The sequence below is a fragment of the Martelella sp. AD-3 genome (assembly GCF_001578105.1).
Classification (GTDB): Bacteria; Pseudomonadota; Alphaproteobacteria; order Rhizobiales; family Rhizobiaceae; genus Martelella.
On record NZ_CP014275.1, the window covers coordinates 1,531,264 to 1,546,502 of the forward strand.

Below are 15,239 nucleotides of genomic sequence, written 5' to 3' on the forward strand. Positions count from 1 at the left end.
CCGTATCGCGCCGGAGAAGAGACCGATCGGTGTCAGCCGCGACACCATCGCCTCACTCCGAAACGCCGCTCTCATCGCCTCCGGCCCCCGCAGCCCGACACCCGGCGCGCCGTGCACCTATGTCACGACCAAACACCTCCTTTCCGCCTTCGGCAAGGTGGCGCTCCGCGACTTGCAGGATATCTCGGTGCTGGAGGAAGCCGGGCTGCTCAGCCGGGCAGCCGTGCAGGAGGAAGTGCTGGCGGGCGAGGCAGAGTAGGACCGTTGCGCAATGCGTCAAAGAAAGCCTTTCACGGCCAGTATTCAGCTGATTTCTGCTGCAGGAAGCGGCGCTCGCTTCAGTCTGGTTTGTATTTGCGAGTCTGCGTCAAGCATGTTCTGGATTGCTCGAGCGGTAATCCCTTTGATACCTTCTCGGTGCCATCGCTGGTAGGCTATATTGATTGTATAGATGTAGGGACCTGCGACGGCTACAAAACAAGAAGAGAGTTTCTGTCTGAAATCAGAGACTTAAGTAGGCCAAGGCGCGTGTTTTCCGTATGCAGAATAATCGCCTCGCGCGTGGCGTCGCCGTCGTGGCGACGCAGCGCTTCCACAATGCGGTTATGATCGGTTGTCGTCTCCGGATTCACGTCGCGCACTGCTGCCCCCATATGGAAGAGGCGGGTGGATTCCTCCAAGTATGAGCAGATCAACATGGTCAGGCGCGGCACCTGCGCGCCTTCAGCAATGGCGACATGGAAGTCATTGTTCTGCTGGATGAATGCCTCGATCGTCGGCTGTTCGCCCGGCACATAGGTCGCGACCGACAGCGCTTCGACATGGTCGAGCTCGTCTTCGCTCATGCGCTCGGCGGCAAGCTCGCCGGCAACGCCCTCGATCGCCTTGCGCACCGTGAAAACATCATTGACACTTTTAACGGTCACGGCGGTGATGCGGTAACCGCGGCGCGGAAAGGCTTCCACAAGCCCTTCGAGCGTCAGCCGCGCCAGCGCTTCGCGCACCGGTGTCTTGCTCATTTGCAGCTTTTCGGCAAGCTCCTGCTCGCCAAGGTCGGTGCCTGGGGCCAGTTTGCAGGTAATGATTTCCTTACGGAGTTGATCATAGGCCTGATCGGTCAGCGACTTCGATTTCTCCGACTGGCTGTCGGATTTGCGCGCTGCCGTTTTGGCCCCGCCATTGCCACGAGACATCCGTTTCCCTCTTTGCATTATTCTTTTGCCAAAGCCCTTGCCATACGCGAGAGCGCTTCTGCAAGTGTTTCGGGGGCGCAGGCGAAATTAAGCCTGATCCAGCCGCCCAGATTTTCACCGAAATCGGTACCGCTGCTGACGCCGATCCGGGCATGTTGCAACAGCCACTCGGCGGCGGGCTTGTTGAGCCGATAGGCTGACAGGTCGATCCATGCCAGAAAGCTGGCCTCCGCAGGCACGCATCCGGTTTCAGGAAGGTGTTCCGCCAAAAAGCGGTGCAGGATGGCGCGGTTTTCGGCCAGCGTTTTGCGCACAGCATCGCGCCAGTCCTGGCATTGGCCATAGGCAGCTTCCATGGCCGCAAGCCCCAGAACGTTGACGCTATCGACAAGGCCCTTCTTTGCGCCCATGAATTTCTGCCGGACTGCGTCGTCGGCGATAATCGCAAAGGCAGCCTTCAGCCCGGCGATATTCCAGGTCTTGCTGGCGGCCATCAAGGTGATGGTGCGAGCTTCGATGTCCTTGGAAAGCGATGCAACGGGAATGTGCCGTCTGCCATCCAGCGTCAGGCCGCTGTGAATCTCGTCCGAGACAAGAAGCATGTCATGCTTCAGGCAAAGCTGACTGATGAACAGCAGTTCGTCACGGGTATAGACGCGTCCTGTCGGGTTTTGCGGATTGCACAGGAGCATCAGCGAAGACCGTTCGGCCGCTGCCGCAAGGTCACCGCTGTCTGAGTGCCAGTGTCCTTTGTCGTCCGGCGTCTGCCAGACGGCAGCTGTTTTAAGGCCCCATGTTGCAGGTGCCGTGCGCAAGGGCTTGTAGACCGGGTATTCCTGCATGACGGTCTGACCGGGTTCGCTAAAGGCGCTCAGCGCCATGTTGAAACCGGGTTCGACGCCTGGCAGGAAAACCAGCCATTCCGGTTTGATGGCCCAGCCGAACTCGGCGAGCATGGCGTCGACGATGGTCTGACGCAGTTCGTCCGTGGCTGAGCCATAGCCGAGAACCGGATGGCTGATCCGCTTTTCAATCGCGGCGATGATAGCCGGATCGGCGGCGAAATCCATATCGGCGACGGGCAGGGGGATCACATCCGCCTCAAAGCTTCGCCACTTGTTGCAGTCGCTGCCGCGCCGGTCGATAGGGACGATCTTGGTCATCAGATGCTCCGGATCATGCCGCCATCGGCGCGGATCATCGAACCGTTGACGAAGCTTGCCTGTTCGGAGGCGAGAAAGGCGACGACGGCGGCAAATTCTTCCGGTTTCCCGTAGCGGCCGGCAGGGATCGTGGCGCGCGAGGCTTCGCGCACGGCTTCGACCGATTGGCCGCTCTTTTCCGCCTTGCCTGCATCCAGCTCGGCAACGCGATCGGTCGCGATACGGCCGGGCAGAACCATGTTGACGGTGACGCCCTTGGCCGCAACTTCGCCGGCAAGCGTCTTCGACCAGCCGGCCATTGCGCCGCGCACGCCGTTGGACAGCGCCAGATTGGGGATCGGGACTTCAATGCCGGACGAGCCGATGGTGATCACCCGTCCCCAGCCATTGGCGGTCATGCCGGCAAGGGCTGCGTCAGTGATTTCAAACACTGGCGTCGCCATGGCCATGAAGGCGGCCTGCCATGCGGCAGCCGACTGGCCGTGCGCCGGGCCGGCCTTAGGGCCACCGCAATTGTTGACAAGAATGTCGACGGGATTTTTGGCCAGATCGTTCTTGGCTGCCTCAACTGATTCCGGGTCGGAAAGGTCGAGCTTCATCGCTGCAACCCGGCTTCTCAGTGCTTCCGGCAGACCCTGCGGCAGGCTGCCAGAGCGTGAAGCGGCGACGACGGTCGCGCCTTCTTCGGCCAGCAGAATGGCCGATGCGGCGCCAAGCCCGCGGCTCGCGCCCAGAACAAGGGCGCGTTTTCCGGTCAGTTTGAAATCCATTATTTCAGCTCCTTCAGTTTCTTCGTCTGGCGTTCGATAAGGCGCTCGACCTCTGCAATAGCAGCCGGCGCAAGCCCTGCGCCGGGTTTGCGCAGCGCCGAGGAGGCGATAGCGCCGCGCTTTGCCAGCACATATTTGCGAACGGCGAGGCCAAGGCCCGGCTGCTGCTCGTAGCGCACCAGCGGCAGATAGGCGTCGAAGAGGTCCTGTGCGTTGTCCATGTCGCCCTTTTCACAAAGGCCGACGACTTCAGCCATCATCTCCGGATAGCCGAACCCGGTCATTGCACCGTCGGCGCCGCGTCCCATTTCCTCCGGCAGGAACAAGGCACCATTGCCGCAGAGGATGGAGATACGGCGGCGGCCTTCTGCCTCTGCCTTACGGAGGGCGGAAATCTTGGCAAGACCCGGCCAGTCCTCATGCTTGAGCATGACGATCTGCTCATTTTCCTCGATAATAAGGCCAAGCGTGCCGTTTGAGATCTGGACGCTTGTCGAAAGCGGGAAATCCTGCAGCACCACGGGAACGCCGTCACCGGCTGCCTGGCAGGCCTGGGCATAGTAGTTCGTGATCTGATCGTCGGTTCTGAGGCTTGCGGGCGGTGCGATCATCACGCCTGCAGCTCCCATATCCATGGCTGCCGAGGAAAGCTCGGAAATGGCCGCAAGGCCGGGGGCCGAGACGCCAGCGACAACCGGCGTGCTGCCAGCGCGCTTGATCACGCGCCCGACGATTTCGCGCGCTTCGGCCTGCGTCAGCTTCGGCGCTTCACCCATCATGCCCAGCACGGTGATGCCTGTGGCGCCCTTCTCGAGGTAGAAATCGGTAACGCGATCGAGGCTGTCGAAGTCGATTGCGCCGTTCTCGTGGAAGGGCGTGACCGAAATCACGAAAACGCCCTTGTTTGAGGCTGTCAGTTTGCTCATCAGTGTTTCCTCAATTGCCAAACCAGCGATCGGCGCCGCGCGCCACGTAGCGTCCCGCGCCCGCCTTGCCGGTTATATCTTTTCCGTTGAAAGCCAGTTCGCCGCGCAGATAGGTGGCGGCAATGCGGACCGTAAACGTCTCGCCATGGAAGGGAGACCAGTTCAGGCCATCATGGGCGCGTTCCTCATCGAAGATGAATGAGCCGGTCTCAAGGACTGCAAAATCTGCATCAAGCCCAACCTGGATTGCGCCCTTGCGATCCGAAAGCCCGAAGAAGACGGCAGGCCGCTCGCAAAGCTGGCTTGCGGCAAGCGCAGCGGCGTCCAGCCCGCGGGCTTCCGCTGCGGTGAAAAAGGCCGGGAGCAGCGTTTCGAGCCCCGGAACGCCAGCGCCGGCATCAAAGATAGAGCTGGTCAGTTTGCCGTCGATCGGCCAGCTGGAATGGTCAGACGAGGTGAAGGCGACCTTGCCGTCTACAATCGCGTCCCAGAGGTTGTCGACCTCGCCCGGACGGATCGGCGGGTTGACCTTCATCCGCGGTCCAAGCCGCAGACCGTCGCGGCCGGCATCGAACCACAGATAGTGAACGCAGGTTTCGCCGGTGGCCCTGACACCCATCCCGGCAAAGGCTTCAACCATCGCAAAGCCGTCGCCGCTGGTCAGGTGTACGGGGTGCGCATGGGCACCGGTGGCCTGTGCAAGGGCGAGAAACTGTGCCGTGGCGGCAAGCTCCGCAGCAGGCGGCCGGGAGGTGGAGTGGGCAGTAATGCCATTCTCACCTGCTGCCCGTGCGCGTGCCATCCGCTCCAGCACGATTTCCTGATCCTCGTTGTGAAGACCGAGCGGCAGATCGCTGTCGGAGAGCTTTTCCATGATGTCGAGCATCAGGTCTGCGCCGATACGGGGAAAGCGGGTCGGCGAGCTTTCGAAGGACGAGATCTTGAAGGCAGCGACGCCGCCCTCGACAAGCGCATCCATATGCGCCGTGCCGGTGTCTCTCGTCACTGTCGCGTAGAGCGCCATGTCGGCATAGCTGTATTCGCCGATGGCTGTGACCTTGGCTTCAAGCCGTTCGGGCCGGTCAAGCGGCTCCGGGTTATCGAACGGCATATCGACAAGCGTGGTAATGCCGCCGGCAATGGCCGAGCGTGTCGTGTCCGCGATGCCGGAAAGGCCCTTGGCGCTGGTCGCATGGGTCTGGCCATCAATCACGCCCGGCAGAATGAGCCTGTCGCCATGGTCGGTGGTCTTCGCTGCCGAGGGGGGCGTTGATTGTGCATCGCCGATAGCGGCAATCTTGCCATCTTTCACCGCTACCCAGCCGCCTTCGATGGCGGCGAGCGGCGTCACGACGGTTCCACGCAATACGAGGTCCATATGCTTTAAGCCTTTGTCATATATTTCAAGTTCAGAATCGAGATCGCAGCCGCGACGCCGGCCTGCACAGGGTCAATGACCGGCAGCCCGATTTCGCGCTGAAGAAACGGTCTCTGCCGTCCCATGCCGGCGCAGCCGAGTATGATGGCATCGGCGCCGTCCTCTCCCGCCAGCGTTCGTCCGGTTTCCATGACCTTTGTGCGGGCCAGTCCATCATCACCGGATTCCTCGACGCTGAGTGCTGCGGATCGGTCGCCGGCAAGGCGTGCCGTCAGGCCCAGTTCGTCGATCCGTCTTGCATGGCGCGCGATCGAGGCAGGACCTAGCGAGACAATGCCGAAACGACGGCCAAGCTGGAGAGCTGCGTAATAACCGGCCTCGGCAATGCCGATCACTGGGATGTGTCGGACGTGCTGGCGCACGGTTTCCACACCCGGATCGGAGAAGCAGGACACGACGAGAGCATCGGCCTTCGTCGATTTTGCGTACTCAAGCACCATGGGGGCGACGCGCGCCACATCGTCATCGCTCTCAATGCCGCTGGGCGCTTCGGGCAGAAGATCACAGATGATTTCGTGTTCGCTCGTGGATTTCAGGTCATCGAGGCAGGCCTCGATGGACGCGGTGACCTTTTTCGAGCTGTTGGGGTTCAATACGAGAATGCTGGGCATGGGATGTCTTTACTGGTCGCGCAGATCGCCTCAAGCGGCCGCGTCGCGCATGACGAAATGATCGGGGCCGACGGCATCGTAAGTGCGGTGCGGTGGCACAAAGTCGGACGGGAAAATCGGGCTTTTCAGTTCCTGAAGCGGGATGTTTCTGCGCATGTTGCGGCGAGCGGGATCCGGCTCTGGAACGGCGGACAAGAGCCGCCTTGTATAAGGGTGCCCTGGGTTGGCAAAAATTTCGGCGCGGGGACCGATTTCCACGATCTCGCCGAGCAACATCACGGCCACCCGGTGGCTGATCCGCTCGACCACAGCCATGTCATGACTGATGAAGAGATAGGACAGGCCGAGCTCCTGCTGCAGCTTCATCATCAGGTTGACGACCTGCGCCTTGATCGTGACATCCAGCGCAGAGACTGATTCATCGGCGATGATGACCTTGGGGTTCAAGCCCAGGGCGCGGGCGATTGCAATCCGCTGACGCTGCCCTCCGGAAAACTCATGGGGCCAGCGGCTGGCCATATCGGCGGAGAGGCCGACCTGTTCAAGAAGCGAGGCGACGCGCGCTCGCGCCTCCGTCGGCGTTGCAATAGCATGGGCAAGCATCGGCTCCGCAATGGCTTCGCCGATCCGCATGCGGGGATTGAGGCTGGAGAAGGGGTCCTGAAAGATCATCTGCATCGACTGGCGAAGCTTCATCAGGTCACGACGCGGCAGCTTTCCGACATCCTGACCCTCAAGTGTTACCCTGCCTTTCGCCGGTTCGGTGAGGCGCAGGATCGACCGGCCGGTGGTTGATTTGCCGCAACCCGATTCCCCCACAAGCGCAAGCGTCTCGCCCTTCTTCAGCGCAAAGGAAACATTTTCGACAGCATGAATCCGTGCGTGAACGCGGCCGAGAACGCCCTTTCTCAGTTCAAATCGGGTTGTCAGATTCTCGACGTTCAAGAGAGCCGGGCCATCGCGGTCAACGGTGTCGGCGGCTTCTGCGGTGACGCCGTTGCGGTCGGGGTAGGGGCGGGGCAGCGGACTGTCGCCGAGATCGCCGAGACGGGGCGCAGCGGCCAGAAGTTCGCGCGTGTAATCGGTCGCGGGATTGGAGAAGATGTCTTCGGTTGCTCCGGCTTCCATCATTTTGGAGCGGAACATCACGACCGTGCGGTCGGCAATTTCAGCGACCACGCCCATGTCGTGGGTGATGAACATCACCGCCATGTGGTCTTCCGCCTGAAGCTCTTTGATCAGCTCCAGTATCTGCGCCTGAATGGTGACATCCAGCGCGGTGGTCGGCTCGTCGGCAATCAAAAGCTTGGGCGAGCAGGCGAGCGCGGTCGCGATCATGACGCGCTGCAGCATGCCGCCCGACATCTCGTGCGGATATTCATGCGCCCGCTTGGACGCTGCCGGGATGCGCACCCGATCCATAAGGCGGATGGCCTCTTTCATGGCATCGTGGCGGGGCAGGCCCCGGTGACGCATGATCGGTTCGGCAATCTGCCGGCCGACGGCCATGACCGGGTTGAGCGAAGTCATCGGCTCCTGAAAGATCATCGCAGCCTCGTTGCCGCGCACCTGCTGCATTTCGGCATCCGTCAGTGCCAGCAAATCGCGCCCGCGAAAATTGATCGTGCCGGTTACGCGTGTCTTGTTCCGTGGCAGAAGCCCCATGAGCGAGAGTGCCGTCACGCTCTTGCCTGAACCGGATTCGCCGACGATCGCCACTGTTTCACCCGCGTCGACATCGAAACTCACGCCTTCGACAACATTCCGCCAGCCGGAGGGTGTGGCGAAGGCCGTGGTCAGATCTCGAATGGAAAGTACGGACATGGATGTTGGTTCCCGCAGGTGAGCGACTGGTGGATTCTTTTTTCTTGCCTCGATTTACACCGTATTGCATTCCCTATGTCAAACATAAAGTTTCTCGTGATATATCTAGAGTACAAAATATGAGGTTGGTTTGATGAAAATCGATGACGAAACACGGCGCAAGGTTCTGGTCACGCCTGAAGATCTGAATGTGATGATGAAGGGTGAGCGTGCGCCGCACATCATCGCCGTCCAATCCATCAACCCTTATACGGGTGCGGACTCTCATGGTGATGGTTTCATTCCCGGTGCGGTCGAGGCTGAAGCCTATGCGGACTTTCAGGCGCCGGCCCGTGCGGATCTGGGAAACCGGCCGCTGCCGGATATCGCTGACCTGGAGGTCGCGGCGCGGCGCTGGGGGCTGACGGAAGATCGGCCTGTTGTGGTTTACGATGGCGACCGGGCGATGACTGCCGCGCGCGCCTGGTGGGTGTTGAAATGGGCCGGACTGAAGGATGTCAGGGTGCTCGATGGCGGCCTGCCTGCCTGGGTTTCAGCTGGATTTCCGTTGAGTGAAGCCCCTGACACAAAAGCAGAAAGCGCCATTTCCCTTTCGCCGGGCCATATGCCCGAATTCGGTGCGGATGAGGCGCTTGCCATCGCACGCGATGGCGTTCTCCTCGATGCCCGGATACGGCCGAATTACATCGGTGGGCCTGAAAAGGGCGGAGATCCGAAGCGCGGCCATATCCCCGGTGCGATCAGTGCGCCGACACTTGATACGCTTATGGATCCGGGACCTTTCACAGACAGTGCAACACTGAAGGAATTGTTTTCAGGCCTCGGCGTCGACGGAGCGAATCGCGTCGGTGTTTATTGTGGAGCGGGCATGTCTGCGGCCCATGAAGTTCTGGCGCTTGCCGCAATCGGTGTTGAGGCTGCCCTTTATCCGGGATCGTGGTCCCAATGGGTCAATGATCCATCCCGGCCGGTCAAGCGCGGCCCGCATCCGTGATGCCTTTGTGGCGTGCAGTGTTGGGTGCAAGTGCACAAATGATGTTCAATTTGCATTTGAGATTAAAAAAATGACGGATATTTGATGAAAAGTTTCGTCATAGATATTGCAAAAGATATATCACGAGTATTGAAATACGTGTGTGCCGGGAGCTCCGGTGAGAATAAACAATAAGAGGAGATCAGTATGACGCTGACCCGCAGAACTTTTAATGCGATGTCGGGCGCTGCATTGGCCGCAGGGTTTGTCGCTCTCACATCCGCTGGTGTTGTCGCAGGATTTGCAACCACTGCCACGGCTCAGGAAAGCGAGACGCTTGTCATCGCCGTACCGTCTGATCCGGCGGGCCTCGAGCCGGGTGCCAACAAGGCGGAGCCGGTCGGCAGCGAAATCATCTTGAATGTCTTTGACACCTTGGTCGCTTGGCAGGCACCGGATTTCGCCGAACTCGAAGGTCGTCTGGCCGAAGACTGGTCGATCTCTGACGACGGCAAGACCTTTACCTTCGATCTGCGCGACGGCGTTTCCTTCCAGGATGGCACGCCGTTCGATGCCGAGGCTGTGAAGTTCTCGCTCGAACGCACGAAAGAGATGAACCCCTACGTTGAAGCTTCGCTTGGCATGATCGAAAGCATCGAGACGCCCAACGATGACGAGGTCGTCATTCAGCTCAGCGAAGCCTATCCGGCGTTCATGTCCATTCTGGCGCAGCCGCAGGCCGCCATCGTCTCACCGGCAGCCGTCGAGAAATACGGCGATGACTTTGCCAATCATCCGGTTGGCACGGGGCCGTTTTCTTTCCGCGCCTATGAGCCCGATACTCGCGTTGTCCTTGATGCCAATCCCGATTACTACCGTGGTGCCCCGGCGTTGAAGCGCATCATCTACCGCATCATCCCGGAAGCGTCGACCCGCAGGCTCGAGCTTGAAAACGGCGGTGTCGATATCATTCAGCAGCAGAGCCAGCTTTCCGCCGTTCCTTCCGAAGAAATGAAGGCCTTTGCCGCAGACCCGGATATCAAGATCATCGAAAAGCCGTCGCAGATCATCCGTCAGCTGGAATTCAACAATTCCAATGCCGATTCTCCGGTTGCGGACATCAAGGTGCGCGAAGCCATTGCCCATGCGATCGATTATGATGGACTGCTGTCGGGCGTCTTCGATGGTACGGCTGACCGCGTTTACGGACCGCTGACCTCAAACAGCTGGGCCTTCGATCCGAAGGTCGAGGAAATGTCGCCGAAATACGACCCCGAGCTTGCCAAGGAGCTTCTGGCCGAAGCTGGCTACGGTCCGGGCGAACTGGATCTGACGCTCTACTCCTTCCAGGGTTCGCTGTGGGGCGACGTTGCAACCTTCGTTCAGGCAAATCTCGCCGATGTCGGCATCAGCACGCAGATCGCCCAGACCGAGTTTCCGTCCTACCGCGCGCTGCATGTCGCCGGCGATTGGGACATTGCCCTTGACGGTCGCCAGCCCTGGTACAACGACCCGGACGCGCACGTCACCATCGGCTACCTTTCGGCTCTGAAGAACTCTGCGATGACGTTCCGCATGCCGGAAAACGCGGAACTGGACGCGCTGATCCTTGAAGCACAGCAGGAGCCCGACATGGAAGCCCGCAAGGCGCTCTATGCCGAAATCCAGGAAAAGCTCGTTGAATATGTCCCGGCGGCCTATCTGTTCAGCCCGAAGCTGATTGTCTTTGCCCGTTCGAATGTCGACGGTCTGGTCATCAATTCGGCGCCGCCGCTCAATGAATATTGGGGTGTCTCCAAGAACTAGGTCTGCCCCCCGGACCTCGCCCCGATGAGGCATCGGCCCGCTCCGTTCATTCAGGTGGGCCGATGCCGTAAATTCTTGAAGATCGGAGCCGCGTTTGTGCTTTCAAGCGAATGTGCCTCCCGCCGGTTCAGTATCGAGCTGAACCGCCTTGCGAGCAAGGTGTTTAGATGTTTGCATTTCTTGTGCGGCGATTGCTGTCATTGATCCCCGTCCTGCTGCTTGTACTGGTGATCGTCTTTTCGCTGGTGCGCATGATCCCGGGCGATCCGGCTGTCACCCTGCTCGGTCCCGGCGCTACGGACAGCCAGATTGCGGCTCTCCGGGCGCAGCTGGATCTCGATCAACCCGCGCTTCTGCAGTTCTGGAACTATCTGGTTGGCCTGTTGCACGGCGATATGGGCAACTCGCTGAAAAGCGGACGGCCGGTTCTCGACGAGATCATGCTTCGCCTGCCGGCAACGCTGGAAATCTCCGTCACCGCCGTCCTGGTCGCCGTGCTGATCGGTATTCCGATTGGCGTGATTTCGGCAACCCGCGCCAATTCCGGCTTCGACCACACGGTTCGCGTCATTTCCCTGACAGGCGTTTCGATGCCGGCCTTTCTGCTGGCGCTGCTGCTTCAGCTGATTTTCGCCACATGGCTCGGCTGGCTGCCGGTCTCCGGCCGCATGTCCTCCTATATTTTTGTTGATCGCGTTACCGGTTTCTCGATCATCGATGCTGCGCTTTCCGGCGAGCCGGGCGCCGTCGGCAGCGCCATTGCGCATATGATCCTGCCAACCACCGTACTTGCCGTCTTTCTTGCTGCCACGCTTGGCCGGTTCGTGCGTTCGACCATGCTGGAAGTGATGGACGAGGACTTTGTCCGCACCGCCCGCGCGAAGGGGCTGAGCCAGCGCGACGTCGTCTATACGCATGCATTGCGTAATTCGCTGCTGCCAGCAATCACGGTGGTCGGTCTGAAGTTTGCCGAAATGCTCGGCGGTGCAATCCTCACGGAAACCATCTTCTCCTGGCCCGGCATCGGTCGCTTCATGTACGAAGCCATCCGCAACCGCGACTATCCCGTCATCCAGGGGGCGACGCTGGTCTTCGCGCTGATGTTCATGCTGACCTCGGTCCTGGTCGATATTCTCTATGCGCTGCTTGACCCGCGCGTTCGCCGGAAAATGAGCTGAGGAAAGAGCGATGCAAGAACTGACCACATTTTTGAGGAACAATACCCTCGCTCTTGTCGGAACCATCGTGCTCGGCGTGCTTTTGATTGCGATTGCCATCGGGCCGTTTTTCCTGCCGTCGCCATTGACGATCGATATGGCCGTCAAGCTGCAGCCGCCATCCTTCTTGCATCCGATGGGCACCGACAACTTTGGACGAGACATGCTCTCGCGGGTTCTGAACGGTGGTCGCTACACGCTGGCGATCGGCGTATTCGTAGTGGCGATCGCCTTTGCCGTCGGTGTGTTCTTCGGCCTTGTTGCGGGCTTTGCCGGTGGCTTCGTCGATACCATCATCATGCGCGTTGTCGACGCGATCCTGTCGTTTCCCGCGCTGGTTCTGGCCATTGCGCTTGCTGCCGCTTTCGGTCCCAGCCTGCAGAATGCGATGCTGGCCGTTGCCATCACGCTTGCGCCGCAGTTTGCTCGCGTTGCCCGTGCGCAGGCACTCGGTGTTTCCTCACGGCTTTATGTCGAGGCGGCTCATGCGCTCGGCCTGCCACGCGCCAGGATCCTGAACCGTTATATTCTGGTCAATTCGATCGGTCCGCTTCTGGTGCAGGCGTCTCTCGCCTTTGGCAGCGCGATTTTGCAGACCTCGGCGCTTGGCTTTCTCGGGCTCGGCGCGCAACCGCCCATGCCGGAATGGGGCGCGGATGTCTCGGCCAATCTCAGTTTCGTCCGGTCCAGCCCCTGGACGGTCTTTGCTCCGGGCTTTGCAATCCTGATCACGGTTTTGTCCTTCAACCTTATCGGTGACTCGCTCGCCGACTGGTTCAATCCGCGCCGCAGGAGTGCAGCATGATTACAATCGCGCTCGAGAAGATCGATTTTCTGCCGGCAGACAGAGTAACCGATGATGCCAGCATCCTGACGCTGAAAAACCTGGTCATGGAGCCCATGTTGCGCTGGGAAAACGGTGCGGCTCGCCCCGGCCTTTTCGAAAAATGGTCGATTTCTGAAGATGGATGCAAGTGGACGCTCACCTTGCGTGAAGGCGCGACCTATCACGACGGCACGGCCGTCATCGCAGAGGATGCAAGGCGTTTCATTGAAGCGATCTGTGATGCACGTGACATGTTTGGCATGCCCTGGTCCTATGCGCGCTATCTTGAAGGCGCGACAATCCGCGCAGAGGGACCGACGCTTGAGATTACAACACCGAAGCCCTTTCCCGACCTGCCCGATATCCTGTCCGAATTCTATCTGCCGAAGCTGGACGCGGAAGGGCGGCCGACGCTGGGTACGGGGCCGTGGCGCGTGGAAGCGTTTGAACGCGGCGAAGCCGTCGTCGTAAAGCATGGCGATGGACGAAGCCTGACGCTTGTGGCCGTCGCCGACCCGCAGGCGCGGCTTGCGGCGCTTCAGACGCATGAGGTAGACCTTGCCACGCATCTGGAAAGGCTTGAAACGCCGATCCGCGCGCTTGCCGGCCATGTCTGGCACGAGCAGGCCACCACCATGTCCGTGATTGCCTACATGAACGGGCGGGAAGGGGCGTTTGTTGACCCTGCGCTGCGTCTTGCTGCCAATCTGGCAATTGACCGGGATCGGTTGATCAAGACCGTGATGGGCGGCCTCGGCGTGCCTGCGAAGACCATCGTCAGTCCGTTTCACAATGGCATGAACGAGGCGTTTGCGGAGATTCCCCACGATCCCGAGCGTGCAGCAGGTCTGGTTCGTAAAGCTGGTACAGCGCCTGCCGTTACGCTGCGAACGCCGCTTTACATGCCGGAGCGAGCGCCCGAGATCGCAGCCTTTATCAAGGATAGTCTCGAAGCGGTGGGCTTTGCCGTCACCATCGATGTCGCTGAAGACCGGCCAAGCTATGCGCGGCAGCTTGGCGAGAAGAAAACCGGCGATCTCGCGATCTTCGATTCTTCGCCGCACAGCACCTTTCGTGTGCTGGATGACAAAATATCGAGCCGCTCGCGGGCCGTCTGGTGGCAAGGCGTTGTGGACGAAACTGCCGATGCGCTGTTTGAGGATGCGCGGCGGATCGTTGACGCGGAAGCGCGCGCCGGAGCCTATAGCCGGCTTCTTCGCCATCTCGGCGAGAACCCGCACTGGCTCTACCTTTTTCACCCGATTGATTGCATGGCGCACAAGCCCGGCGTCGAGGGCTTCAGCCTCGATCCCAAGGGCATTTTGCGCGTTGCCTGACCCCATAGAAGGAATGAATGCATGACGACTTTGCCGAAAGAATGCGCCATTACGTTTTTCTATTACGAGGACATTCTGGCCGTGGCGCCTTTTTACGAAGAGGTGCTCGAACTGGAACTTGTTCTCGATCAGGGCCTGGCGCGCATCTACCGCATTGCCGGCAATGCCTATTTTGGCATTGTTGATGGCAACAAGGGGCATATCAAGCATCAGCCCAAAAGTGCGGCCCTGCTGACGATCGTGACCGAAGAGGTCGAAGCCTGGCATGAAAAGCTGAAAAAGATTGGCGTGACCGGGCTTTCCGAAATGCTGCGCGGTAATTACTGCGAGCACTTCTTTTTCGAGGATCCCGCCGGCTATGCCGTCGAGATTCAGCGTTTTCATAATCCGGAAGTCGCCAAGCTTTTCAAATGACCGATGATTTCGAACGCAAGATGAGCGGCAATGGCGGCGGTGCTTGGAGGGGCGTTTTCCTGCCCTTGCTTGCCAGCTTCACGCATGAAGATCGGGATGCCAAGGGCCTGCGCGCCTTCAGTGATGAGGATGGCGGGCCGCAGCGTCCGGTGCATTTCACAGCGGCGGAAATGGTGTTCATGTTTCCGAACCTGCTGCTGCATGCTCCCCATGGCGGTGGCAAGACCTGTTTCGCCGAGATGCTTGAAAAAGCTGTGCATGGCGAGGCAGATGGGCAGTCTGCGTTTGACCGGACATTTCTGGCTTCGCCCGCCTATCGCAATAGCGAAGGGGATTGCCTGGGGCAGGATATACCGGAAACCTTGCCGGATGTCGTGGTCTGCCGGGCAGGCGAGGATGTCGCGGCTACGCTTGCGAATGCGTTGAAGCAGGATCGTGCGCCGTTTCTTCTGATTGTCGATGCCCTGGAAACCCGTGACGATCCCGAAGCGCTTCTGAAGCATCTGTTGGAAGTCGGAGCCCAGGCCAAGCGCTTTCGTCTTCTGGTTCTGTGCGAAAGCCACGCACTCGAGAGCATTCGCCGCCCGGCCAGCTTGCCTGAATATGGACTTCTGGGCCTGCCGCGCAGCGCGCGTGCCGCACTGCTCGCAGATGAAGGTATCGATGACCCCTGCGCGGAGGAGGACTATATTCTTCCGGGGCGCTGGTACGTTTCCATGGAGGCCGGACGTGCCGTTCCCG

The 15,239-nt window shown here is 60.0% G+C and carries 14 protein-coding genes and 1 pseudogene; 7 read left to right on the forward strand and 8 right to left on the reverse strand.

All coding sequences use genetic code 11. The features are described 5' to 3' along the window. Positions 1–31: 31 nt before the first annotated feature. A pseudogene (locus tag AZF01_RS07055) lies at positions 32–259 on the forward strand (segregation and condensation protein B); the annotation flags it as partial. Positions 260–470: 211 nt separating this feature from the next. On the opposite strand, the gene AZF01_RS07060 reads toward AZF01_RS07055, so the two are convergent. From AZF01_RS07060 to AZF01_RS07090, 7 genes are read right to left on the reverse strand one after another with little or no spacing between them, the layout of a single operon-like run. Continuing rightward, positions 471–1,211, reverse strand: coding sequence for a GntR family transcriptional regulator (locus AZF01_RS07060; protein ID WP_244435609.1), 741 nt, complete (start codon positions 1,209–1,211; stop codon positions 471–473). Next, positions 1,211–2,356: a MalY/PatB family protein gene (locus AZF01_RS07065; protein ID WP_024709861.1), complete on the reverse strand. Its 1,146-nt coding sequence runs from the start codon at positions 2,354–2,356 to the stop codon at positions 1,211–1,213. Before AZF01_RS07065 ends, AZF01_RS07060 begins: the two co-directional genes overlap by 1 nt. Then, complete coding sequence (locus AZF01_RS07070; RefSeq protein WP_024709862.1) at positions 2,356–3,126, reverse strand: SDR family oxidoreductase; 771 nt, start codon at positions 3,124–3,126, stop codon at positions 2,356–2,358. The genes AZF01_RS07065 and AZF01_RS07070 overlap by 1 nt, the downstream gene beginning before the upstream one ends. After that, positions 3,126–4,052: a dihydrodipicolinate synthase family protein gene (locus AZF01_RS07075; RefSeq protein WP_024709863.1), complete on the reverse strand. Its 927-nt coding sequence runs from the start codon at positions 4,050–4,052 to the stop codon at positions 3,126–3,128. The genes AZF01_RS07070 and AZF01_RS07075 overlap by 1 nt, the downstream gene beginning before the upstream one ends. Before the next feature lie 10 nt (positions 4,053–4,062). Further along, a complete protein-coding gene (locus tag AZF01_RS07080; protein ID WP_024709864.1) occupies positions 4,063–5,430 on the reverse strand; it encodes a dihydroorotase family protein in 1,368 nt (455 codons plus the stop codon). A 5-nt stretch (positions 5,431–5,435) separates the two neighbouring features. After that, positions 5,436–6,101: an aspartate/glutamate racemase family protein gene (locus AZF01_RS07085; RefSeq protein WP_024709865.1), complete on the reverse strand. Its 666-nt coding sequence runs from the start codon at positions 6,099–6,101 to the stop codon at positions 5,436–5,438. 30 nt (positions 6,102–6,131) lie between these two features. Further along, positions 6,132–7,925 (reverse strand): ABC transporter ATP-binding protein, encoded by a 1,794-nt coding sequence (locus AZF01_RS07090; RefSeq protein WP_024709866.1) that lies wholly within the window; start codon positions 7,923–7,925, stop codon positions 6,132–6,134. 133 nt (positions 7,926–8,058) lie between these two features. On the opposite strand from AZF01_RS07090, the gene AZF01_RS07095 reads away from it, so the two are divergent. The 6 genes from AZF01_RS07095 (at position 8,059) to AZF01_RS07120 (ending at position 14,498) form a co-directional block, all read left to right on the forward strand. After that, entirely contained in the window at positions 8,059–8,919 is an 861-nt protein-coding gene (locus AZF01_RS07095; protein WP_051424168.1) for a sulfurtransferase, read from the forward strand. A gap of 186 nt (positions 8,920–9,105) precedes the next feature. Further along, a complete protein-coding gene (locus tag AZF01_RS07100) occupies positions 9,106–10,704 on the forward strand; it encodes an ABC transporter substrate-binding protein (RefSeq protein WP_244435610.1) in 1,599 nt (532 codons plus the stop codon). Positions 10,705–10,871: 167 nt separating this feature from the next. Then, entirely contained in the window at positions 10,872–11,882 is a 1,011-nt protein-coding gene (locus AZF01_RS07105; protein WP_024709869.1) for an ABC transporter permease, read from the forward strand. 10 nt (positions 11,883–11,892) lie between these two features. After that, a complete protein-coding gene (locus AZF01_RS07110) occupies positions 11,893–12,726 on the forward strand; it encodes an ABC transporter permease (RefSeq protein ID WP_024709870.1) in 834 nt (277 codons plus the stop codon). Then, positions 12,723–14,084, forward strand: coding sequence for an ABC transporter substrate-binding protein (locus AZF01_RS07115; RefSeq protein WP_024709871.1), 1,362 nt, complete (start codon positions 12,723–12,725; stop codon positions 14,082–14,084). Before AZF01_RS07110 ends, AZF01_RS07115 begins: the two co-directional genes overlap by 4 nt. A gap of 21 nt (positions 14,085–14,105) precedes the next feature. Next, complete coding sequence (locus tag AZF01_RS07120; RefSeq protein WP_024709872.1) at positions 14,106–14,498, forward strand: VOC family protein; 393 nt, start codon at positions 14,106–14,108, stop codon at positions 14,496–14,498. On the opposite strand, the gene AZF01_RS24240 is transcribed toward AZF01_RS07120, so the two are convergent. Next, positions 14,465–15,061, reverse strand: coding sequence for a hypothetical protein (locus AZF01_RS24240; protein ID WP_161633063.1), 597 nt, complete (start codon positions 15,059–15,061; stop codon positions 14,465–14,467). The genes AZF01_RS07120 and AZF01_RS24240 overlap by 34 nt on opposite strands. Between the last annotated feature and the right edge of the window lie 178 nt (positions 15,062–15,239).

What these genes read in the sequence shown, in the direction of transcription:
- AZF01_RS07120 (WP_024709872.1), top strand. Translation starts at nt 14,106, where the DNA reads ATGACGACTTTGCCGAAAGAATGCGCCATTACGTTTTTCTATTACGAG.
- AZF01_RS07105 (WP_024709869.1), top strand. Translation starts at nt 10,872, where the DNA reads ATGTTTGCATTTCTTGTGCGGCGATTGCTGTCATTGATCCCCGTCCTG.
- AZF01_RS07070 (WP_024709862.1), bottom strand. Translation starts at nt 3,126, where the DNA reads ATGGATTTCAAACTGACCGGAAAACGCGCCCTTGTTCTGGGCGCGAGC.
- AZF01_RS07100 (WP_244435610.1), top strand. Translation starts at nt 9,106, where the DNA reads ATGACGCTGACCCGCAGAACTTTTAATGCGATGTCGGGCGCTGCATTG.
- AZF01_RS07060 (WP_244435609.1), bottom strand. Translation starts at nt 1,211, where the DNA reads ATGCAAAGAGGGAAACGGATGTCTCGTGGCAATGGCGGGGCCAAAACG.
- AZF01_RS07095 (WP_051424168.1), top strand. Translation starts at nt 8,059, where the DNA reads ATGAAAATCGATGACGAAACACGGCGCAAGGTTCTGGTCACGCCTGAA.
- AZF01_RS07065 (WP_024709861.1), bottom strand. Translation starts at nt 2,356, where the DNA reads ATGACCAAGATCGTCCCTATCGACCGGCGCGGCAGCGACTGCAACAAG.
- AZF01_RS07075 (WP_024709863.1), bottom strand. Translation starts at nt 4,052, where the DNA reads ATGAGCAAACTGACAGCCTCAAACAAGGGCGTTTTCGTGATTTCGGTC.
- AZF01_RS07085 (WP_024709865.1), bottom strand. Translation starts at nt 6,101, where the DNA reads ATGCCCAGCATTCTCGTATTGAACCCCAACAGCTCGAAAAAGGTCACC.
- AZF01_RS07110 (WP_024709870.1), top strand. Translation starts at nt 11,893, where the DNA reads ATGCAAGAACTGACCACATTTTTGAGGAACAATACCCTCGCTCTTGTC.
- AZF01_RS07115 (WP_024709871.1), top strand. Translation starts at nt 12,723, where the DNA reads ATGATTACAATCGCGCTCGAGAAGATCGATTTTCTGCCGGCAGACAGA.
- AZF01_RS07090 (WP_024709866.1), bottom strand. Translation starts at nt 7,925, where the DNA reads ATGTCCGTACTTTCCATTCGAGATCTGACCACGGCCTTCGCCACACCC.
- AZF01_RS07080 (WP_024709864.1), bottom strand. Translation starts at nt 5,430, where the DNA reads ATGGACCTCGTATTGCGTGGAACCGTCGTGACGCCGCTCGCCGCCATC.